Here is a 22,326-nt window from a genome sequence, read left to right as displayed (position 1 = left end):
CTCTTTTAAATCACAAATGAAAGTGCAAAAGTCCCGGCCAGCGCGACGAAAGACGCAATCAACGTGGCGACACTATAAAAACGGAATGTTTCGGCTAAAGTCGCGTTACAGTACTGTTTGACTAACCAGAACAATGAATCAGTGACGATAGTGCAGCCAATTGCGCCTGAGCCAATGGCTAATGTCATAATTTCTGGGCTAATGTGTGGGTACATTGGCATTAGCGGAGCAACAATCGCCGTTGCGCCCATCATCGCAACGGTGGCAGAACCGACAGCGGCATGAAGAATAATGGCGACTAGCCAAGCCAGTAAAATTGGGTGCATATCAATACCAGATAACACCATCGCTAAGGAATCGCTCAGTCCACTGCCTTTTAAGATACCGTTAAATGCTCCTCCTGCGCCGATAATCAATAAAATATTAGCGATTGAGCTAAAACTCTCTTCGGTTTTGCTGAGTAATACGCTCATACCCATGTTACGTCTTATCCCTAACATGTAATAAGCGACAAAAGCAGCAATAAACATAGCGGTTATTGGGTTACCAATAAACTGTAAGAGGGTAAATAACTGGCTATCTTTGCTCATGTTCAAGTCAGCGGCAGTCTTGATTAACATGAGGGCAATTGGCAATAACACCGTGAACAGTGTCGCACCTAAAGAAGGTAAGTCTTTTTCTTCACGTACCTCAAGATCTGAGAACGCTTCTGGCACAGTTTTAAACGGTAAGCGGTCACCTAAGAATTTGAGGAACAGTGGCCCGCCGACTAATGACGCGACTAGGCCTACGGCTAGCCCTGCAACAATCACCGTACCAATATCAGCACCTAATTCATTTGTGACAAATAGAGCTGCAGGGTGTGGCGGTACGATGCAATGGACGGCCATCAGCGCAGTACACAATGGGATCGCTAACTTTAATAATGAAGTATTGGTTCTTTTGGCAATGGAAAATGCGAGTGGGATCAGTAACACCACACCGACCTCAACAAACAGGGTGATACCGCAGATTAATCCAATGAGTACCATGGTGACATCGGGAGTTAACCAACGGCTTTTTTGTAATGTCACCCCAATTCGCTCTGCTGCCCCGGAGATTTCCATCATTTTTCCAAGAATAGTTCCTAGCCCGATAATGGCAGCTAAGAAACCAAGTGTACCCCCAATGCCATTTTCGATAGCGTTGACCATCTCCAATGGATTCATTTGCATGGAGATACCGACAAAGAAGCTGGCGAGTAAAAGTGCTAAAAAGGGATGAAACTTAAATTTAATAATTGAAACGATGATTAGTAAAATACTGATAACTAAAGTACCAATCATCCACATTGTAGAGTCCATATCCTACCTCTGATCATCTTGTTATTGTTTTTCTATTGGATAATAAATATTCAGTGGTGACAAACGATGAAACACGAGCTTTAGATGAATCAAATTAACTCAAAGGTGTGATATTAGTCATATAAAACGGAGAATAGCGTCTTTGGGTCATATAAATTCATCTTAAAAAGGGTATTGTAGAAATCATTGAGTATCGTTGTTTTTATTGGAGGCGTTGATGTCAGAAAATTTCAATCAATTTGAGCAATCTGGATTTATTCAATGGAATAAACGGCTATCAAGTTATCAGCTATCGCGCCTACATACCTTTGAAGCAGCAGCACGGCATAGCTCTTTTGCATTAGCGGCACAGGAGTTGGCATTAACACCCAGTGCAGTTAGCCACCGAATTAATACATTAGAAGGGGAGTTAGGTTTTAAATTATTTGAGCGTTTTCATCGGCGTATTGAGCTGACGATTGATGGTGAGCGAATTTATTGGGCACTACGCAAAAATTTGGATGATATTAACCAAGAAATTATTGATATCAAGAACCAAGAAATCTCGGGTGAACTTACGGTGTATTCACGACCATCCATCGCCCAGTGCTGGTTAATTCCCAAAATTGCGGATTTTGCTAACCAATATCCCTCAATTCAGTTAAATCTATTAACGGGCAACGATGACGTTAACTTCCGTGGCTATGGCATTGATATTGCTATTTATTATGATGATATTACTCGGCCCAATTTATATTGTGAAGATTTAATGTCAGAGTCAATTGTTCCGGTCTGTAGTCCGCAATATGCTAAACAACATGATTTGCTTAATAATATTCATCAATTGAAAAATTGTACTTTGCTACATGATAGACAAGCTTGGAGCAGTAACTCTGATTATGATGAATGGAAGGCGTGGAGTGAACATTACCAATTAACCTTGTTTCCTCATCGCCGAAACCTATGCTTTGATCGCTCTGATTTAGCGATTGTTGCCGCAATGAACCATGCTGGTGTGGCGATGGGACGTAAACAATTGGTTGAAAAACGCTTAAAGCGCCAAGAACTGGTAATGCCATTTGGTGATATTTCGCTGAAGTGTCAACAGCGCCACTATTTTGCGATGCTAAATGATAAACGAAACCCAAAGGCGGATATTTTTATTCAATGGTTAAAACAGCAAGTTAACGCAATACCACAAGTAAAATGATGCTTATTCGAGTAAGATAACCTCTTGGTGATATTTCTAGAGAATGGAAAAACCTGAAGCTATGGCCCCGAAAACGCAAAAAGTTGCCACGATCAAAGATGTCGCTGCCAAAGCTCAGGCAGGGAAAACCAGTATCTCACGTTATTTGAATGGTGAATTTCATTTGCTTTCTGATAATTTACGTCAACGCATTGAAAGCGCCATTCGTGAATTAAACTATCGCCCAAACCAAATGGCGCGCAGCTTGAAACATGGGCGGACAGGCTTGATTGGTTTGATTATTGCCGATATCGGTAACCCATTCTCTGTTGAAGTATTAAAAGGGGTAGAAGCCGAGTCAATCAAACAAGGTTTCATGACCGTGGTTTGCAATGCAGATAACAGCATTGAGCGTGAATGCCAATTTATTCAATTGCTAAAAGGTTACCGCGTTGATGGACTTATCATAAATTCAGCGGGTGTTAACGAACAATTCATTGAAGTGCTGAAAGAAACCACCCTACCTTTCGTCTTGTTAGATAGAAAAATCGACAATTTTCCCAGTGACATGGTGGGGCTAGATAACCCCGCTTCTGCACAAATGGCCTTTAATCATCTGATTGAACAAGGGTTTGAAGCGATTTGCTTCGTGACTGAGCCCATTGTGTATAACAGCGCACGCCAAGAGCGCTTACAGACCTTTCAAGCGTTATCGCAGAGCCATCAACATATCCAAAGCGAATTTCATGAAGTGACCTTGCCTGACCCTACAAAATTGGAGGCCATTGTTGCCGATTTTTGTACTGCACATCGTGGTATGCGCAAAGTGATTGTTGCCGCTAATGGCGTACTGACCTTGCAGCTGGCGTATGTCATGAATAAGCAAGGGCTACGTTGGGGAACGGATATTGGCTTTTTGAGTTTCGATAACCTCGAATGGGCGGCATTGGCTGGGCAAGGGGTAACCTCAGTGTCTCAACCGACAGCGGAAATGGGGCACAAGGCGGTGGAGTGTTTGCTCGAAAAACTGGAAAATCCAGATAAACCCCCTATGCAATACTTATTTAATGGGGAATTGCTGATCCGAAAATCGACGACATTGTAGTCTTTGGGGCTAAGTTATTCGGTTCTTAAAATTTCGTTACTATTTCTCAATTTGGCTTAAGGTTTGTTGCATGTATACTGATATGCAGATTATGTTATAACCATTTTGAGGGCATAGGGAACATATGAGAAAGATAGGGATATTATTGCTAGCTAGCCTTGTTTTAGCGGGGTGTAGCACCAGAAGCGGTATCAAAGAATATACCTGCCAAGTTGACCAAAGCTATAATCACATCACATTAGAGCGAAATGGCAAATTTATCTTTCCAACGGGTGCAAGTAAGGTACAAGTCTTTTTCAATAATAATCAGGTTAATATCGTTGATTTTGTTGGCTATGAGTATATGAGTTATCCGTTAGTGAAAAGTACGGAACAGCGACGCGTTGAGAAAATAAAAGATTTTAACATCGTGATAAATAAAGGTGATTATTATTCTGATGTCAATGGCATGTTGGAGATATACTCACCCAGTCAAAAAACCGTCGGATTATATTATTTAGCACCATCAACCAGTAAACTGAATTCTATCCAATTTCTGACCGAGTGTGAGCGAAGCAGTATTGCTCGCCCGGGACGCGCCCATGAGCATTGATGGTTAAAGAGCCAAAGAGCCCTAATAAATTAGGGCATTCCAGCTATTTTGCTATTTCAGGGTTAACACAATTTTGGCTTAGGTCGCCGTTTAAGGCGGCTATTAGGTTATCAACAGCACATTCGACCATGGCGTAACGGGTTTCATGGGTGGCAGAACCGATGTGCGGCAGAGCAACCACATTTGGCAGCGTGAGTAGCTTAGAGTTGCTTGGAAGGGGTTCAACTTCAAACACATCTAAACCCGCCCCGCGAATTGTGCCACTTTCTAATGCATCGATCAGGGCGGCTTCATCGACGATACGGCCTCTTGAGCCGTTGATCAAAAATGCACTGGGTTTCATTTTTGCCAACTCATTTTTACCGATCAACTTTTCGGTTGACGCTGATAATGGCAGCACGACACAGACAAAATCCGATTCTGCCAGCAACGTATCGAGGTCACAACGACGTGCCTTAAGTTGGGTTTCTGCATCGGGGTGGATATGGTTATTGTAATAGAGAACTGGCATCCCGAAGCCTAAATAAGCGCGTTTGGCAACGGCATAGCCAATGCGGCCCATGCCTAAAATACCGATAGTTTTCCCATTCACATTACTGCCATATGCATCTTCACCAATACTTTGAGTCCATTGGCCATTTTTGACCATCTCAGCCATTTCGATAATGCGGCGTGCACTGCAAAGCACTAACGTAAAAATGGTGTCGGCGGTGGTTTCGGTTAATACATTAGGTGTATGCATTAATGCAATCTTTCTAGCATTCATTGCATCAATATCAAATTGATCGACACCAACGGAAATGGTCGATGCCGCTTTCAAATTCGGAGCATTGGCAATGTCATCTGCCGTGATAGGATAGCTGGCCCCGATAATGCCGTCAGCGCGGGATAACGCTTGTTTAAAGCTAGCGAGATTTTCAGGTGTAACGCTATCAAATACAGTAACATTAAAGTGTTGCTGTAGCCGTTCAAGTTGATCCGTAGGAATGGATTTATATAAAATAATATTCTGTTTCATAGTATCCCTTTTAAGCATGCTTCGTGATGACAACATCACTGTTTTGTTCTTGGTTTGGTTTGACTATCAAGGTAAAGAAAACCGAGGCTAATAATGCGAGTCCCATAAACATATACGAAGCACTTGGGCTACCGGTTGCTCCATTTAAATAGCCAACAAACCATGAACCAAAGAATGAACCTAATGCGCCCATACTATTGATTAATGCCATTGCACCACCTGCAACGTTCTTTGGCAACATTTCAGGAATGATAGCGAAGAAGGGCCCATATGGGGCGTACATTGCTGCACCCGCAATCACTAATAAGGTATAAGAGAACCAAAAATTCGTGCTACCGAGTAAGTACGAACCGAGGAAGCAAATCGCACCGAGTAAAAGCATTGGCCAAACGAATAGTTTGCGGTTATGCATACGGTCAGATGCCCATGATACGAGGATCATCGCTAAGGTTGCCGCAAGGTAAGGAACGGCAGAAAGCCAGCCTGTTTCTACCATCCCAAGGTTAGATGCTCCACGAATAATAGATGGCAGCCACAGTACGAAGCCATACACACCGATGCTCCAGCAAAAATACTGGGCGCACAGTAAAATCACGTTACGTGATTTAAAAGCTTCACGGTAGTTACGGACAGGTTTGATGTTTTTCTGTTCGTCACTGAGAATTTTATCTAATGTCTCTTTTTCAGTCTGGCTTAGCCAATTCACTTGGCTTGGTTTATCACGTGCTGTTCTCCACCAGAAAAAAGCCCACAAAATCGCTGGAACCCCTTCAATGATAAACATTTCACGCCAACCGAACGCTTGAATGAGATAACCGGATAGCACGGACATCCACAACACCGTGACTGGGTTACCTAAAATTAAAAAGGTATTGGCGCGTGAGCGTTCTGATTGAGTGAACCAGTTACTGATATAGATGAGCATCGCTGGCATCACGGCGGCTTCAACGACACCCAAACTAAAGCGAATAATCACTAGCATTGGGATATTACTGACCATTCCCGTTAAGCTGGCAAACATTCCCCAGAGAAAAATACAGGCAAAAATCAGTTTGCGGACACTGCGCTTTTCCGCGTAGATAGCGCCTGGTATTTGGAAAAAGAAATAGCCAAGGAAAAATAATGAGCCGAGTAGTGACGACATCCCTTTGGTAATGCCTAAGTCAGCGTTGATACCTGCAGCGGCGGCAAAGCTGTAGTTTGCTCTATCCAAATAAGCAAGGCTATAGGTGATAAACACGATTGGCATGATGCGCCACCAACGTGACGCTGCTGGAGTATTCATTGTCATAATCGATTTCCTTTTAACATGCAGCTTTAGTGGTGGTGGCGGAGAGTAATGCCATTTCATGCTGCAATTGCGCTTGAGTTGGTAAGCCTTCACTATCACCTATAACTTGAATGGCTCTAGCTCCAACAAAATTACCTCTTGCAACAGCTTGCGGTAGTGTTAAGCCTTCAAGTAAGGCGCTAATGACGCCAACGGCAAAACCATCGCCGGCACCGACGGTATCAATGACTTGTTTAATATGCACGGCAGGAACCATACCTTGTTGGTTACCCGCAGTTTTATAATATGCGCCGTGTTCTCCGGTTTTAATCACAACGGCTTCAACACCTTGAGCGAGGTAAAAGTCAGCAATAGACTCGGGTTGGTCGAAGCCCGTCAGAATTTTGCCTTCTTTTAAGCCTGGTAAGACCCAATTAGCTTGGAACGCGAGTTGGTTGAGCTGTTCTACCATCGCTGTTTCACTCTTCCATAGAGAAGGGCGCAAGTTGGGGTCAAATGATAGTGTTTTTCCTGCATTTCGCATCCATTTCGCGGCATGCAGTGACAGTTGGTAGCTGGTGGGTGAAAGTGCTGCTGCCACGCCACTTAAATGTAAATGGCGTGCGGATAGAAAATAATCTTCATTAAAGTCTGTTAAATCTAAGTGACTTGCCGCAGAACCTTGACGAAAATACTCTACGATGGGATCGGTTCCATTTTCGGCTTTAGATTTGAGTTGAAAGCCAGTTGGGTAACGAGAATCTACCGTAACACATTGAGTATCTATATATTCATTATCCAATGTGGCTTGGATAAAACGCCCAAAAGAGTCATTACCTAAGCGGCTAATCCATCCCGTTTTTAACCCAAGGCGTGAAAGGCCAACAGCAACGTTGAGTTCAGCCCCTGCGGCACGGCGAACAAAGTTTTCGACCTCATGTAATTTCCCTGTTTGTGTGGCGACGAACATCATCATGGCCTCACCAAGAGTTACGACATCTAATTGGTTTTTCATAAAATTAATTCTCCCTCTAACCTAGAAAGTCTTTAACAGAGAAACATAGTATTCAGTGACTGCACGTAAATCATCGCCTTCGAGTGGAAACTCGATACCACAAGGAACGTCATTCGGTAGGGCGTTTAGCACTTCTTTCCAAGTGCCATCGCTGTCATCAAGTGCTACAGCAACACGTTTGTTGTCACGCAATTGGCAGGCTTTAACGTGAATGTAAGCGACTTGGGGAGCAAAAATATGTGCGGCTTTTAACGGATCTTCCCGATGCCAATGCCAGTTCGCCATATCAAACGCCATTTTTATGGGCATATTCTGGGTTTTGACATCAGCAAAAAAGCGTTCAAGAGGCGCAATATGACCACCGGCTTCTGTTTGGTCGTTCTCAATCACTAATTGGGTGGTGTATTGATTGATGACACCAATAACTTCGGATAAGTCATAGCACTCAGGTAGCTCACCAAGTGATAGTTTTAAAAAGCGTGCATTGAGTTGTTTGGCATCTTCGAAATAGCCTTGTAATTTGGTGATTGCGATAGGAGCTCGTTGTTGAAATAGGGTATCAGGAATAGAATAGACAGCTTTTAGTTGCCTTGCTTGTAGCTTATCAGCAATATCCGTCAGGCTATCATTCGGCAGCAAAAGCTCTTGGCGGATCTCCACGCCATCTGCATGGCTGTTTTGAATCATTTCGAGTAAGGCTTGTTGGCCGCCTAATTGTTTTACGGTTTGCGCCCCATAGGCCGCAGTGACAACAATAATGTGTTTGCTCATGACTTTCCTCTGTCTGATTAAAGGGCATTTTGCCCATTTGTCATTGCGAATAATGTATTATGGAACCGGTTCCATAATGCTTTCTAGTGAGGAAAGAGCAAAATTAGAGCTGTATCACTAATCAAATGGCGATTAATGTTTAATTGCAGATCTTTATCACAACTCTATATGTAATGGGTGTAACGCTTATTATTCATTCTGATAAATGAATTTATGGTATATAACTAGTTGATTACTAATTTTTTATCTTTCTTGATATACAGCTAGCATGAAAATATGCCTAGTAAATGCGTGATTCTTCATAATTAATTATTGTTAGCTGTATCTCAATTTCGTCTTCTTCGTCTTTTAATGAAATAATATTTCAATATATTAATTAAGGTGTGAAATTTTAGTGCAATGCTACATTATTTCACAAACTCTACCCTGGCTACACCACAGCAACTCATAAATATAATAAGTTACGAAGATGAGGTTCTGAGTATGAAAGTAATGAAATTAACCGCACTTTATAGTGTGCTTCTGTTAGCTAGCGTTTCATGGGCTCAAGCAAATACCAATGAAAGTGCCGGCGTCTATAAAAAAGCCTGTACACCTGAGTTAATTCAAGCAGCAAAAAGCAATGCAGATATTTGCTATGGCGTGAATACGGCTAGTGATATTCAAATCACTAAAAAAAACGATGATAAATATAAGATAAAAGTTGTCATTATTGGTGAAAGTACCAATAAGAATTATATGAATACTTATGGCTACCCATTAGAAAATACACCGTTTCTTTCATCGGTAAATGGGCGTTTTTTCAATAATTTTATTAGTGCGGCATCCAATACGGTACCGACCTTAACGCGAGCTTTAGCGAAAAATGATCTAAAGACGATCACACAGCACCATGAAAAGCCGTATTACAATAATAATTCAGTTGTTGATTTAGCCAACAAAGCGGGTTATGAAACTTATTATATCGGTAATAATGGCAGTTTTGGTGATGATGAAATTGGCTTTACAAATTATTTTCTAAAGGCGAATTATTTTTTACCGGTTAGAGACAGCAAGCCTGGTTTTGAAAACCTTTTCGTGCAAGAAAAGTTTGTCGTTGATGACAGTGTGAATAAACTCACCAATGATTTTAAAATGTTACCTGCCTTTAAAGCTGCGTTAAATAACCCGTCAGAGAAAGAAAAAGTCATTTTTGTTCATATGTGGGGGCCTCACCATGATGGTTGGCCGAAAGGAGCTTGCGAACTCGTTAAAAATAATTACAACATTAACCCTGAGCAATTTGATACGGGCTGGGGAAGTATAGCGAACTGTTATGTTTCAGCGATTAAACTGAGTGATGATTTTATTGGCGATATTTATAGTATCTTGCAAGAAAATAATAAAAATGGGGATTACCCGTTCTCCATTTTATATTTTTCTGACCATGGGCAAGGGCTAGTCAAAGCCAATAAGCAGCACGTAAAAGCACTGGAAGCAGAGTATAAAGGGTATATCAAAGACGGAAATCTATACTTACGCCATGGTCAACTCGTGAAAGGGGCATATCAAGTCCCATTAGTGGTCATCAATTCGGATGATACTAAACGTGAATTTCGCGATGAAATGTTAAGTGAGTGGAATTTATTTGATTACTTCGCGTCGTGGTTAGGAGTAGAAACTAACCTAACCTCCCCAGCGAAAAGTATCGTGGCGGAGACTATCACACCTGAAAAAGATATCGATGTCTTTGTTTTCCCACGGGACGAGTTTGTGAAGTACGATAGCTTGCCGCAGGATACCGTATTATCACCAGCCACAGTTAATACCAAAGTTGTCGCTGACAATTAATATGTCAAAAAATAAGGCAGAACCGAGCTATCAGTTCTGCCTTTATTTTTATTCAACAAGTTATTGACTCAATGCATCTGCAACTGCTTTAAAGCGGGCAAATTTATCACGTAACTGTTGATACCCAACGGCGTTTGGTTGGTAAGTCGTGATTTTGGGTGTGCTTGCCGCAATAGCGACATCAAAACCTGAATAGTAACCTGTTCCGACTGCGGCACAAAGTGCAGCGGCTTGGCAACCTGATTGCTGTACATTGACGACATCTAACGGCAAGTTACTGGCATCACAGAACATTTGCATCCACAGTGGTGACTGTGTTGGGCCACCCGTGAAACGAATAGATTCTGTTGTATTATCAAGGCCAACAATACGGTCTTGATGTAGCAAATGTGAAAACACAATTCCTTGATAGATAGCATAAACAATATCAGCATCCATATGGTGTGAGCTCAAACCGAGTAGACCACCATGCAAATTACTGTGGTAGTTAGAACCGTACAGCCAAGGAAAAAACAGAATATCATTTGGCCGTGTTGCCCCTTCAGCCACACAGTGATTCAGTACGTTATAATCTTGCAAACGTTGATTGAAGAAGTGACGAGTGAACCACGCGAGGTTACTGGCGGAAGTCGGGCTGCCTTCGTGGACAAAATAGGTACCTGGAATACAGTATTTACTCCATACGTATGGGTAATCTGAAGGCACAATTTCATCGAAGACACGGGTTGAAATGGTCCAAGTTCCGGCTACGGCGCTGAGTTTATCTTTTTGGCTCACCCCTGACGCCAACGCTGCACCCACCACGTCAAAGAAGCCACCAAATACAGGGGTTCCTTCTACAAGTCCAGACTCAGCAGCGGCTTTGTGGGTTACCGTTCCTGCAAGTTGAGCCGAATTAATCACCGGTGCTAGTTTGTCATTTGTCTCATCAATACCAAATAGTTGGCATAATTTAGGGTCATAACTCGACAGGGTTTGGTTAAATAATTGGCTGCCAGAAATATTGGTTTCTTCGCAGGCAATTTGGTCGGTTAGACGGTAGCGAATGTAATCGTGGACCATCAAAACATGTTGAGTATCGCGATAATTATCGGGCTCGTGTTGTTTTAACCAACGTAACAGCGCCACAGGATGAGAAGCCCATAATTGCTGCAAACTCAATGGATAAGCTTTATCCGCGGTGCCGTCTTGGTGCCATTCATCAACAATAGATTGAGCTCGTGAATCAGATGACACAATCCCATTCCTAACCGGTTTTCCTTGGCTATTGAGTAAATACAGCCCTTTGCCGTGAGAAGAAAAGCTGACACCGGAAATTTGGGCGGCGTTGAGCTGGCTATTTTGAATCGCTTGGCGAATCACGCTGCAAGCCGCTTCCCACAGCATTTCCATATTGCGTTCACTAAAACCTGCTTGTGGACTCTCAGTGGGAAAAGAATGTTCAGCAACGGTAATTTCTTGGCCTTCTGCGGTGTAGATACCCGCTTTAATGACGGTACCACCAAGGTCAACACCCATAAAAAATGCATTCATTATCGGCTCCTTTAGGCGTTGTGCCAGCCTGCTTGTTGCATTTTGTCTTCCATCCAATGACGAGCTTTGATAATTTCAATCAGTGGCTCATCGGCTTTTTCTGTCCACATTTCAATCAGGAAGGAGCCACGGTAATTTAAACGTTTTAATAATTTGAATAAATTAACAAAATCCACGCAGCCTTCACCGAAAGGCACATCACGGAATTGGCCTTTACAGGTTTCAGTCACCGCATACGTATCTTTTAAGTGAATTGCTGCGACGTGTTCAATTCCTTGGGTGAATTCTTTTTCGACATCATTGCCCCATGCCGTTAAGTTGCCGACATCAGGATACACCTTGAACCAAGGCGAGCGAATTTTATCGGAAAGCGTTTGCCATTTGCTAATGGAATTCATAAATGGCGTATCCATGATTTCTACCGCACACATCACTTGAGAAGCGGCCGCAATTTCACTGACCCATTGCATGCCTTTTTCGAAATTGGCAATCGTTTCGGCATCTTGCTCTTCATAGTAAACGTCATAACCCGCGAGCTGAATAGTGCGAATGCCTAAGTCTTGAGCGAGCTTAATGGCTTTTTCCATTAAGGTATAGGCCATCATGCGAGTGCCTTCATCATGGCTACCGAAAGGAAAACGGCGATGGCCCGATAAACACATACTTGGAATGCGAATACCTGTTTCTTGAATGGCTCTAACCACTTCCAGACGTTCAGCGGGGCTCCAGTCTAACCGAGCTAGACGTTCGTCAGTTTCATCTACTGACATCTCCACAAAATCATAACCTGCAGATTTTGCGATAACTAATTTTTCTAACCAACTGCTGTTTTTCGGTAATGCTTTTTCATAAATACCAATTGGATGCTTGCGCATGGTTTTCCCCTTGAAAAATTAACTTTGTGTCGATGCTTTATTAAGGCGTTGGTTGCGGTTCATCGCACGTTTAGCACTCCATTTTTCTTTGAAGAACTTGAATGCTAGTGCCAAGATGAGCGTGATCCCCCAAACTGCGAGGTTAAAGTGCAGGCTTACACCAAGCAGGCTTAAACCTGTCGCAATGACCTGTAAAACCAATAAGGCACAGAACACTCGGCTAACCTTACCAACTCCCCCAAATGGGTTAGTTCCACCTAATACGATGGCAAGAATGGTGAGCAGTAAATAGGAGTCCCCGTAGCCCATACGTGCAGAGTTAAAGCGAGCCATCATGATGAGCCCAGCTAATACACATAACAGGCTAGAAATGGTGTATATCGCAATCATGACACGGTCGGTACGAATACCGCTGAACCACGTTGCATTGATGTTACTGCCACTCATATAGATATTTTTACCTAAACGCGTACAGCCTAGAAACAGCGCTAAGAGAATTGCGGTAACAATGAAAATAATCATCGCAATTGGTACCCCAAGCACCGTATCGGAACCAATGGCACGAACAATGGGCGGCATGCCACTCAGCGCTGCTCCTTTGGTTAGGTAAACGCCAATACCACTAATAATCGTCATAGTACCGAGAGTGACTAGAATAGGGTGTGCCCCGATATGGGAAATCATCAGCCCTGTTAAGCTACCGATAATGACCGCAATTACAGTTGCGCCGATCAATGCGAAGACCAGCCACATCAGCTGTGTGCCCGTCCCTGCATCCACTGGCAGGTAATTGATAAACACCCAAGCCATAAACAGGCCAGTTAAGTTAGCGGTACTAATAATGGCGAGGTTTAAGCCGCCACTTAACATAGGTACAAACATGGCAAAGGTGAGTAAGCCCAATTCAGGTAACTGAAAAGTGATACTCAAAAAGGTATTTTGAGTAAAAAAGTGCCCTGGCATGGCAATACTAAACGCGGCGATAGCCAGAACAAAGATTGAAAGCAGTCCGATAACAGAGCCATCAATTTTAAAAAAAGCATTTTTTTTCATGGTGATATTCCTGTTAAACAAAACCTACGTCCGTCTCTTTACGTTTTTTATAGTGGGTAATACAAATCGCAATGAGAATAACCAGCCCGATGACGATATTGACGAAGTAGTTTGAAACACCAATCAGGTTAAGGCCGTTTTTCAAGATACCAATCAGGAAAACCCCCATTAATGTACCTATCACCGAGCCTCTGCCACCGGATAAACTGGCTCCACCCAATACAGCAGCGGCAAGCACATCCAGCTCCCCTCCCACAAGGGCACTCGGTACCACTTCACTCATTCGGTAGGTTTGCAACATGCCGCCAATCGCTGCCATCGCGCCAAGGTAGCCGTAAGCAAACAGATAAATCACGGAAACACGAATACCAATACGAGATGCAGATTCTTGGCTGCCGCCAACAGCATATAATTGACGGCCGATGTGGGTTTTATTCATTAAAATCCACGTTAAGAAGGCAATGCCTAGCATTACAATTAACGGCAAGCCAACTTGGTAATATTCGCCATCCACTTCAAAAGGCAGGATAGTCACAGGGTCAACCCACCAATCAGGCAAGTCATAAATGCTGTGACCGTTGGTTAACCACATCAGCATTCCAAACAGCAGTGATTGCATACTGATGGTGATGATAATTGACACAACATTCAGCGAGTAAATCAAAATGGCGTTGATTAAGCCAAAAGCGATACCGATGATAATCGCCAATGTGATACTAACGGCAGGGCTTGCAATAAAACCTTGCAATAACCAAGTCGCAATCACGTATTGCACTACGGAAGCCACAGCGGCAAACGAAATATCAATACCCCCAGTGACAAGAACCACAAATAAGCCCAAGGCGAAAATACCCGTCACCGCATAGCTTTCACTGAGGTCGAGTAAATTTTGAATAGTCAGAAATTGTGGGCTCATCAATGTGAAGAACACCACCATGATAAGAATGACCCAAGTCAGCCAGCCTTCGACAGATTGTGGTCGTAACTTTTGCCAATTAGCCATTGATGATTTCCTCCAATTGTTGCTCATTGATGGAATCTGTCACAATTTCTTTGACGATAGCGCCTTGTTTCATATGTAAAATTCTGTCGCAATTGTAATAAGCTTCGGAGGCTTCATCGGTAATTAATAAAATGGAGATACCAACACCTGATAAACGGTGAATCAGCTTGTAAATACTGTCTTTTGCACCGATATCAACACCAACGGTTGGTGAATCTAAAATCAGCACTTTAGGTCGCGTTAAAATCCATTTGGCGAGTACTACTTTTTGTTGGTTACCGCCTGAAAGTGTTGAAAGGGCATTATTGGGGTCGGTGACTTTAATATCTAAGTCGGCTATCCACTCTTGTACGATTTCTTGGCACTGTTTTTCATCGATTAAATGCCAAGGTGTTTTGAGTCGATCAAGAATCGAAATTACCATATTGTCTGCGATGGATTGCTGTAAAATGGCACCTAAAGTCAGGCGGTCTTCAGAGACATAACCAATGCCACGCTTAATGGCGTCGGTGTTGTTTTTTAACTTAACAGGCTTGTCTTCGATAAATAATTCGCCGCTATCTGGATGGGTAATGCCAAATAACGATAATGCTAATTCGGTACGGCCTGAGCCTAACAAACCACATAAACCTAACACTTCGCCGCGTTTTAAATTTAAGTTGATATCACGATATTGCCCAGCTCGACTGAGGTTTTTTAGCTCAAGTACTGTGCGTCGGTCTTCCGCATTATTGGGTGGCTTGCGTTCATGGACAATGTCTAAGCCAGTCATTAACTCAGTAATTTTGCGGGTAGTTAAGCCTTCAGCAGGCCAAGTCCCAATTTTTTGGCCATCGCGGATCACCGTGATGCGGTCAGAAATCTCTTTCACTTCTTCTAGTCGGTGACTTACGAAAACAACAGTAATACCCTTATCTTTTAGGTAATTAACTGTTGATAGTAGTTGGTTGACTTCTGTTCGGGTCAATGAAGCTGTTGGTTCATCCATAATGACCAGGCGTGCGTCGGCGACTAGGGCGCGGCAGATAGCAACTTGTTGGCGTTGAGCAATGGGTAAAAATTGCACAGGCGTGTCGGGGTCAATGGTGAAAGCCAGTTCATTGAGGATTTCTAGCGCTTTTTCGCGCAGTTGTTTTTTGCGAAACCAGCCAAAATAGCCTTTGAGGTTTAGCTCAAAGGCGATATTTTCGGCAACGGTTAAATTTGGAAATAATGACAAATCTTGGTAGATAACTTGCACGCCTAATTCACGCGCTTTATCTGGCGTCAACCGGTGATAACTTTTTCCATCAATTTCAATTTTGCTACCGTCATCAGGGGCATAGACACCACTGATGGTTTTAATTAATGTGCTTTTCCCACACCCATTGGTGCCCGCTAAACAGTGCACTTCACCTTTGTTGAGCGTCAAATCGATATTGCGTAATGCACGGTGACCACCGAAGCTTTTGGAAAGGTCGCGCAAGGTAATGAGTGGATCGGATTTGTCAGCTTTTGAGGTGCTTGTCATAAGTACAATTCCTACTGCAAATAAATTGGTGTTGGCTTGTTCGTGATGAGTTCGAGCCGCTGCGTTAGTGCAGGCGACTCGAACTCAAAGAACATTAAAATTAATATCTTGATAAATATTGTATTTTTGTTTTGAACATTATTTTGACAAGGTGAAATTACAGACCGACTTCGACCAATTTTTTCGTATTTTCAATATTCAAATTAACGGGGTTGTCACTCAAAATCGTGTTGCCACTGACTTTGATTTCACCCATATCACCAATAGACACGCCATCTTTAATTTCTTCACCATTCATCATGGCAGTCGCCACCTGTACAAATACTTGTCCTGCGACTTTTGGATTCGAAATATAGCCGCCATCAATTGCGCCTTTTTCCAGTAATTTGATGCCTTGGCCAGGTGTGAATGTCCCGAATACACAGGTTTCATCATTTTTACGGCGTTTATCAATGGCTCGGCCTGCACCGATAGGGCCTTGTGAACCAAATGACATGATGCCTTTTAAGTCTTTGTGCTTAGATAACAAATCATTAGCTGTACGCATTGAGTCATCAACGGATTCGGCAACACCAAAGCGGTCATCGACCATTTGCATTTTCGGGTAGTTCGCTTTCTGGTAAGCAATTGCAGCGTCGGCCCATTCGTTCACTAATGGTACTGTCAGGCTTCCCACAAACATGGCATATTTGCCTTCTTCGCCCATGCATGCCGCCATATCTCTCATATGGTTAGCGCCCATACTTTGGGTATCAAGTAATTCAAAGTCCCAATCTGCATTTTTTTGGTTTGGTGATTCGTGGGTAATGACTTTAATTCCAGCGTCTTGAGCACGTTTTAATACAGGCTCAAGCACTTTAGCGTCGTTAGGGACAACGCCAATGACATCCACTTTCTTCGCGATTAAATCTTCGATAGCACGAACTTGTTCCGCTGGGTCAGCCGTTGTTGGGCCAACTTGGAAGGCATTTACACCGAGTTTTTTGCCTTCTTCAGTAATACCTTGTTCCATCACATTAAACCAAGGAATGCCACCGACTTTAACGACGACACCCATGGTAAAGGGCTTTTGTGCTTTTTGTGATTCAGCCATCGCGACATTTGAAAATAGTGCAACGCTCATTAAACAAGGTAAAACTAGCTTCTTCATGTTCATAGTTGTATTCCTTAGTGTAGATGGATACTAAATCAAGAAATTCCATTATTTAGAAATAATGAACTTCTTATATTTAGATATGCCTATAATTAAGTGCCAAGGAATTATGGGTAAATAATATCCCTGCGCTTATTTAATACAGAAAATAAAATAGAATTTATTGTTTTTTACTTACATCACAGTTACATGATTTTTATTTTTATAACTTATTTATCGCACTCGATAATTCTAAGGTTAGAGAACTTTTCTTGAAAACTATTATCATTTAGTTTGTTTGTAATTAATACGTCAATATCATCAAATGTACAAACCTGGCTAAATGCATATTTTCCTAATTTACTATTATCCGCGAGCAAAACTTTATTTTCGGAAACCTGTAACATAATATTTTTTAATTTTGAGTTTATTTCACTGCCATCGCGAATACCATTTTCGATATTGAACCCTTGGCATGAAAGAAATAAGGTTTTTATCTGAAAGCTACGGATAATACTTTCTGCAATTGGGCCATGAAAATCATCATGGCGTTCTGAATATTCCCCACCAATACCAATAACGCGCACTCGGTCACGGCAGGCCAAGGCTTGGATAATCTTGACCGAGTTTGTCACTACCGTAATGTCGATATCAGGTATTTGCCGTGCTAGAAACCAGCAAGTACTACTGTTATCTAACATAATACAGTCACCAGGCTGAATTAATTTTAGTGCGGCCTTTGAAATCTTCATCTTGGCATCAGGGTGCTCTTCGGTTCTTTTGCGAAAAGACTCTGCGCCATCAACCATTTGACTGAGTTTGACCGAAGAAGGCATAACATTCACCATCGACATCTCTTCTTGGTCGATGGCTACCGCGCCCCCAAAGCTACGGATGATCTTATTTTCCCGCTCAAGGGCAGTTAAATCACGACGGATAGTTTCTTGAGAAACGAGACACAATTGAGCTAAATCACGTACTAACGCCGAACCATTCTGCGAAACATGAGAACAAATTAATTTATGGCGTTCGGCTTGTAACATATTTAACTCCTATTCTTTCCACGATATTTATTCTGCCCGTGTTGCTTTTTTTTTGTCGTGATTGGATTCAAGTAATCTGTTTTTGAAAAAAACAAAGCCTGCTAAAGTGATTTTGATCTTAATTTTAAGAGTGCTAATGTGGCTTGTTACATAATAATTAGATTTGAATCACTATATTTGCGGTGTTTTTTTGCTTTTCTCTTAATAAACAAAAAATATTGGGCTAACTCGGTCATTTAACCACATCTGTATTATGACTTTATTTGACTGAATATGCCCGAATAAGACCGACTTAGGCGATTTTGTTACGAATTTGTAAAGTGAGGTGCTTTTTAAATGGCCTAAATCTGTTTACCTTAATAGCCAGATAAAGGTTATCAACACACAAAAAACATCACCATAATAAATTTTTGTTGTTGATATTAAAGCATATTTAAGCAAGCTAGGGAGTTGTTATGTTAGAACAATTGAAACAACAGGTTTTTGAAGCGAACCTTGCCTTACCCAAACATAACCTAGTGACATTTACTTGGGGAAATGTGAGTGGTATTGACCGCGAAGCTGGGCTAATGGTGATAAAACCTTCTGGCGTTGACTATGAAACCATGAAAGCAGAAGACATGGTGGTGGTATCGTTAGAAAGTGGAGAAGTAGTCGAAGGGAAATATCGACCGTCTTCAGATACCGACACGCATTTGGCATTGTACAAAGCATTCCCTGAAATTGGCGGTATTGTTCATACTCACTCCCGTCACGCCACGATATGGGCTCAAGCAGGGCAGCCATTGAGCGCCTTAGGGACAACCCATGCCGATTACTTCTACGGTGAAATTCCTTGTACCCGTAAAATGACAGAAAGTGAGATTGAAGGGGATTATGAAAGAGAAACGGGCCATGTGATCATTGAAACCTTTAAGGAAAAAGGCCTGTCAGCAAAAGATATTCCTGCCGTATTAGTGAATAGCCATGGCCCATTTGCTTGGGGGACAAGCCCCGATAACGCAGTGCATAACGCCGTAGTGTTAGAAGAAATTGCCTATATGAATTTATTTACCCGTCAATTAAGTTCACAAGTAGGTTCAATGCAACAAGTATTATTAGATAAACACTATTTACGTAAGCACGGTAAAAATGCATATTACGGGCAAAAATAAAGTAGCTAAAAAATTAATTAAATAGAATTGGCGAACGAGAGTAATTATTGATTCTATGATCAATAACGGATTTTTTTCGTCAATAAAATAGCCACAATGAATATTCTATGTGGCTATTTTACTGTTATTTTAAATAAAGCAATTTCTCAGGTTTATTTGATTAAACCTGTGGTTGTTTATAAGATAATTAAATTTATTTAAACTAAGTATATCTCTCTAAGCTGCTTAATATCATTATCTGTGAATTTAAGTTCATCTTTAATATACCTTTCAACAGAGCCAGATATTTCCTCCATTGTATTAAAGACTTCTAAAATAAATGATTCTTGAGTATCAATTAGTGAGAGTAAATAATCCAGTACATTTTGGTCTTGGGTTATTTTTCGATATCCCGCCATTTTAATTTCGTTACGTTCAAGCCGGTTAAAATGGGTGATCATATAATCCTGTACAATGGTTTCTTTTGGCACACCTAACATGGAAAGTACCAGCAATGCACCATAACCAGTTCGGTCTTTTCCTCCACGGCAATGCTGAATACTTGGGGCATTTTGTTTATTTAATAAAACCTCTATCATTTGCTTAAAGGCAGCTTTTGACTTATCACTCACCACAAATTGGCGATATTGTTCCAATATTTGTAACCCATCGCCGTTAATCATTTCTTTCGGAATGTGTTGGATAACACTTTCGATTAGTGCTTTGTCTTCATTATCTGGTGATGCGGCAAATTGTGCTGCTAATTCAGCAGTTTGAGCCGTTGCATCAAGGTGATAGGTTTTCTTTTCACCAACATGGCAATTAGGCGATTTATTAATTTCATTTTGAGTACGATAATCGATAATGCTGTTAATCCCTAGGTGGGAAATATAGTTGACCGCTTGTTGATTCAAATTAAACAAATGGTTGGAACGGTATAACATTCCCCATTTCACCTGTTTTCCGTCTGTTGTGGTATAACCCCCAAAATCACGGAAGTTATTTAATCCCTCAATAGGCAATGTTCTTTCAGCGAATAATCTACGTCCGTTGGCATTTTGTAAAATAAAATAGATACGTTGTTTAGCATTTAATGGGTCTTGAACTGTAATGGTATTCTCTAATTTATCTGTAATGAAATTCTCAGGATAAACTTGAGTATCAGGTCTATCCGTCCAATATAATGCTAGAGGAGAGGATGGAATTTCACTAAACTTTATTTCGAGTGTTGATTCACTCACTCTGTTGACTTCGATTTCCATATATTTCCCTTTATCATCCTAAAATTCCGAACACAGAACAAATAACACCTAAAACCATAATGGCGACAATGAGTGCAACGGTATGTTTCCCTTGAAATTTACGAACAAGGAAGAAAATACCGAGGGCAAAGAGAAGAGTGAGTAAGTTAGGTATTACCTTGTCAAACATCTCTTGTACTTTGATAGATTGCTCACCGACGGCAATGGTTAGCGGAGTGGAAAGCTTGACGGTCGTCGCTATCAAGGAACCTAGGACCATGACCCCGACAACGTTCGCTATATTAGTAATTCGCTGAATAATATTTGATTTTTTCGATTGCTCGATTAAATCAACGCCTTTGTTATAGCCATAATGAATAAAGAAATATTTGGTGCCGATATTGACGATATTAAACAGAATAAACATTAAGATAGGGCCAATAATATTACCTTGCAGTGCAAATGCGGCTCCGATGCTGCCGCAAATAGGTAACCACGTAAATTTTAATAAGCTATCACCTAGGCCTGCAAATGGCCCCATTAAACCGGCTTTTACAGAAACGACAGCTTCTTTTTCTTCTTCTGTTGTTTTTTCTTCTAATGCAGCGGTGACACCGAGAATTAATGCGCCAGCGTTAATTTGCGTGTTAAAAAACTCGAAATGGCGTTGCATGGCTTTAATACGTGTTTCTTGATCCGCTTTTTCATACAGTTTATCGAGAACGGGCACCATACAATGCGCAAAACCAATAGTTTGCAGTTTTTCGTAGTTGTATGAGAATGACATGGTTTGAATTCGCCAAAACATACCATTAAGCTCTTTTTTCGTGAGTTTTTTATTTTCAGAGGTGGTTACTTCACTCATAGGTCATACTCCTCTTCTTCATTTTTATGGGAGGTTGGTGCTGTTTTTTCTTCTGGTGTTTGGCGCAAACTGCTGGCAAATGCCATGTCATAAAGCACTGCAAATGCCAGAGCGATAAAAGTAATTGGGATAATTGGCAGTTTTAAATAGGTTGTGAGCATAAAACCGAGCAGAAAGAAAAACCACATTCTGCCTTTAAGCAACATGAGTAGCAGAATACAGATACCGACAGCAGGGATCAGTTTAGATGCGACCCCCATACCGGTAAGAATACTTTCAGGTACGGCATTTAATATGTTATTGACTAAGTCACTACCAAAATAAACGGCAATAAAGCAGGGAATGGCGCGAATAAAAAACCACAGTGGCGTCGAAAAATAATGGACTTTTGTTAGGCCACTGTAGTTTCCATCAAGAATGGATTTACTGGCCCAGACATTTAAGAAACTGGCAAAAGAACGCCAGATAATCAGTAATTGTTGGCATAGAATAGAGACTGGCACGGCAAGGGCGATACCCGCTGCAATTCCGCCATTGGAAGCAATACCGAGTGCAACTCCAATAATTGAACCAGCGATAATATCGGGTGCAGAATAAGCGCCGACGTTACCAATTCCCATCCACATCAATTCTAATGTGGCGCTAATGGCTAACCCTTGAACCATATCGCCCATGATAATACCGGCCACAGTACCGGTGAGCAGTGGGCGTCTTAGCATTTGCGGACCGACATCATCCAATGAGCAAATGCCTGCCCAAATTGCAATTAAAATGGCCTCTACTAACATAATAGGCTCCTTACTTATTGAGTGAAAATAAGTATGAT

20 protein-coding genes are annotated in these 22,326 nt (G+C 41.7%); 5 read left to right on the top strand and 15 right to left on the bottom strand.

Going from position 1 to position 22,326, the window contains the following annotated elements; translation table 11 throughout:
- Positions 1 to 5 precede the first annotated feature (5 nt).
- Complete coding sequence (dsdX, locus tag PR834_RS13095) at positions 6 to 1,343, bottom strand: D-serine transporter DsdX (RefSeq protein ID WP_094961591.1); 1,338 nt, start codon at positions 1,341 to 1,343, stop codon at positions 6 to 8.
- A gap of 217 nt (positions 1,344 to 1,560) precedes the next feature.
- Between dsdX and dsdC the strand changes: the two genes are divergently transcribed.
- The 3 genes from dsdC (at position 1,561) to PR834_RS13080 (ending at position 4,208) form a co-directional block, all read left to right on the top strand.
- The gene (gene dsdC, locus PR834_RS13090; protein ID WP_004259232.1) at positions 1,561 to 2,532 is read left to right on the top strand and encodes a DNA-binding transcriptional regulator DsdC; all 972 of its coding nucleotides are present in this window, start codon (positions 1,561 to 1,563) and stop codon (positions 2,530 to 2,532) included.
- Between the two features lie 43 nt (positions 2,533 to 2,575).
- Positions 2,576 to 3,616, top strand: coding sequence for a LacI family DNA-binding transcriptional regulator (locus PR834_RS13085; protein ID WP_096864470.1), 1,041 nt, complete (start codon positions 2,576 to 2,578; stop codon positions 3,614 to 3,616).
- Between the two features lie 124 nt (positions 3,617 to 3,740).
- A complete protein-coding gene (locus PR834_RS13080) occupies positions 3,741 to 4,208 on the top strand; it encodes a hypothetical protein (RefSeq protein ID WP_180312148.1) in 468 nt (155 codons plus the stop codon).
- A 43-nt stretch (positions 4,209 to 4,251) separates the two neighbouring features.
- On the opposite strand, the gene PR834_RS13075 is transcribed toward PR834_RS13080, so the two are convergent.
- From PR834_RS13075 to PR834_RS13060, 4 genes are read right to left on the bottom strand one after another with little or no spacing between them, the layout of a single operon-like run.
- A complete protein-coding gene (locus PR834_RS13075; protein ID WP_272525307.1) occupies positions 4,252 to 5,226 on the bottom strand; it encodes an NAD(P)-dependent oxidoreductase in 975 nt (324 codons plus the stop codon).
- Positions 5,227 to 5,236: 10 nt separating this feature from the next.
- Positions 5,237 to 6,517 carry an MFS transporter gene (locus PR834_RS13070; protein ID WP_094961588.1) on the bottom strand — a complete coding sequence of 427 codons (1,281 nt, stop codon included), beginning with the start codon at positions 6,515 to 6,517 and terminating at the stop codon, positions 5,237 to 5,239.
- Positions 6,518 to 6,530: 13 nt separating this feature from the next.
- Positions 6,531 to 7,511 carry a sugar kinase gene (locus PR834_RS13065; RefSeq protein WP_094961587.1) on the bottom strand — a complete coding sequence of 327 codons (981 nt, stop codon included), beginning with the start codon at positions 7,509 to 7,511 and terminating at the stop codon, positions 6,531 to 6,533.
- 21 nt (positions 7,512 to 7,532) lie between these two features.
- The gene (locus tag PR834_RS13060) at positions 7,533 to 8,282 is read right to left on the bottom strand and encodes a sugar phosphate isomerase/epimerase family protein (RefSeq protein ID WP_164565561.1); all 750 of its coding nucleotides are present in this window, start codon (positions 8,280 to 8,282) and stop codon (positions 7,533 to 7,535) included.
- Positions 8,283 to 8,765: 483 nt separating this feature from the next.
- On the opposite strand from PR834_RS13060, the gene PR834_RS13055 reads away from it, so the two are divergent.
- Positions 8,766 to 10,112 (top strand): phosphoethanolamine transferase, encoded by a 1,347-nt coding sequence (locus tag PR834_RS13055; protein ID WP_164565560.1) that lies wholly within the window; start codon positions 8,766 to 8,768, stop codon positions 10,110 to 10,112.
- Positions 10,113 to 10,172: 60 nt separating this feature from the next.
- Here the strand turns inward: PR834_RS13055 and PR834_RS13050 are convergent, their stop codons facing one another.
- The 7 genes from PR834_RS13050 to PR834_RS13020 form a co-directional block, all read right to left on the bottom strand.
- On the bottom strand, positions 10,173 to 11,645 hold the full coding sequence (locus PR834_RS13050; protein ID WP_272536701.1) for an FGGY-family carbohydrate kinase: 1,473 nt from the start codon (positions 11,643 to 11,645) through the stop codon (positions 10,173 to 10,175).
- Positions 11,646 to 11,656: 11 nt separating this feature from the next.
- On the bottom strand, positions 11,657 to 12,520 hold the full coding sequence (locus PR834_RS13045) for an L-ribulose-5-phosphate 3-epimerase (RefSeq protein WP_094961583.1): 864 nt from the start codon (positions 12,518 to 12,520) through the stop codon (positions 11,657 to 11,659).
- An 18-nt stretch (positions 12,521 to 12,538) separates the two neighbouring features.
- Positions 12,539 to 13,573, bottom strand: a complete 1,035-nt coding sequence (locus tag PR834_RS13040; protein WP_004259206.1) for an ABC transporter permease — start codon at positions 13,571 to 13,573, stop codon at positions 12,539 to 12,541.
- Between the two features lie 13 nt (positions 13,574 to 13,586).
- A complete protein-coding gene (locus tag PR834_RS13035) occupies positions 13,587 to 14,576 on the bottom strand; it encodes an ABC transporter permease (protein WP_004259203.1) in 990 nt (329 codons plus the stop codon).
- Positions 14,569 to 16,086: a sugar ABC transporter ATP-binding protein gene (locus tag PR834_RS13030; RefSeq protein WP_094961581.1), complete on the bottom strand. Its 1,518-nt coding sequence runs from the start codon at positions 16,084 to 16,086 to the stop codon at positions 14,569 to 14,571. The genes PR834_RS13035 and PR834_RS13030 overlap by 8 nt, the downstream gene beginning before the upstream one ends.
- A gap of 157 nt (positions 16,087 to 16,243) precedes the next feature.
- On the bottom strand, positions 16,244 to 17,236 hold the full coding sequence (locus tag PR834_RS13025; protein WP_036958239.1) for a substrate-binding domain-containing protein: 993 nt from the start codon (positions 17,234 to 17,236) through the stop codon (positions 16,244 to 16,246).
- Between the two features lie 212 nt (positions 17,237 to 17,448).
- On the bottom strand, positions 17,449 to 18,261 hold the full coding sequence (locus PR834_RS13020; RefSeq protein ID WP_096864479.1) for a DeoR/GlpR family DNA-binding transcription regulator: 813 nt from the start codon (positions 18,259 to 18,261) through the stop codon (positions 17,449 to 17,451).
- Between the two features lie 455 nt (positions 18,262 to 18,716).
- On the opposite strand from PR834_RS13020, the gene araD reads away from it, so the two are divergent.
- Positions 18,717 to 19,415 (top strand): L-ribulose-5-phosphate 4-epimerase, encoded by a 699-nt coding sequence (araD, locus tag PR834_RS13015; protein WP_004259191.1) that lies wholly within the window; start codon positions 18,717 to 18,719, stop codon positions 19,413 to 19,415.
- Between the two features lie 197 nt (positions 19,416 to 19,612).
- On the opposite strand, the gene PR834_RS13010 is transcribed toward araD, so the two are convergent.
- From PR834_RS13010 to PR834_RS13000, 3 genes are read right to left on the bottom strand one after another with little or no spacing between them, the layout of a single operon-like run.
- Entirely contained in the window at positions 19,613 to 20,656 is a 1,044-nt protein-coding gene (locus PR834_RS13010) for a tyrosine-protein phosphatase (RefSeq protein WP_272536700.1), read from the bottom strand.
- Between the two features lie 13 nt (positions 20,657 to 20,669).
- Positions 20,670 to 21,500, bottom strand: a complete 831-nt coding sequence (locus tag PR834_RS13005) for a PTS system mannose/fructose/sorbose family transporter subunit IID (protein WP_004259186.1) — start codon at positions 21,498 to 21,500, stop codon at positions 20,670 to 20,672.
- Positions 21,497 to 22,288: a PTS mannose/fructose/sorbose/N-acetylgalactosamine transporter subunit IIC gene (locus PR834_RS13000; RefSeq protein WP_094961577.1), complete on the bottom strand. Its 792-nt coding sequence runs from the start codon at positions 22,286 to 22,288 to the stop codon at positions 21,497 to 21,499. The genes PR834_RS13005 and PR834_RS13000 overlap by 4 nt, the downstream gene beginning before the upstream one ends.
- Between the last annotated feature and the right edge of the window lie 38 nt (positions 22,289 to 22,326).

Origin of the sequence: Providencia sp. PROV182 (genome assembly GCF_028480325.1) — a bacterium.
Classification (GTDB): domain Bacteria; phylum Pseudomonadota; class Gammaproteobacteria; order Enterobacterales; family Enterobacteriaceae; genus Providencia; species Providencia hangzhouensis.
The sequence above is the reverse complement of the archived record's forward strand: the minus strand, read 5'-3'. Positions and strand labels throughout refer to the sequence as shown.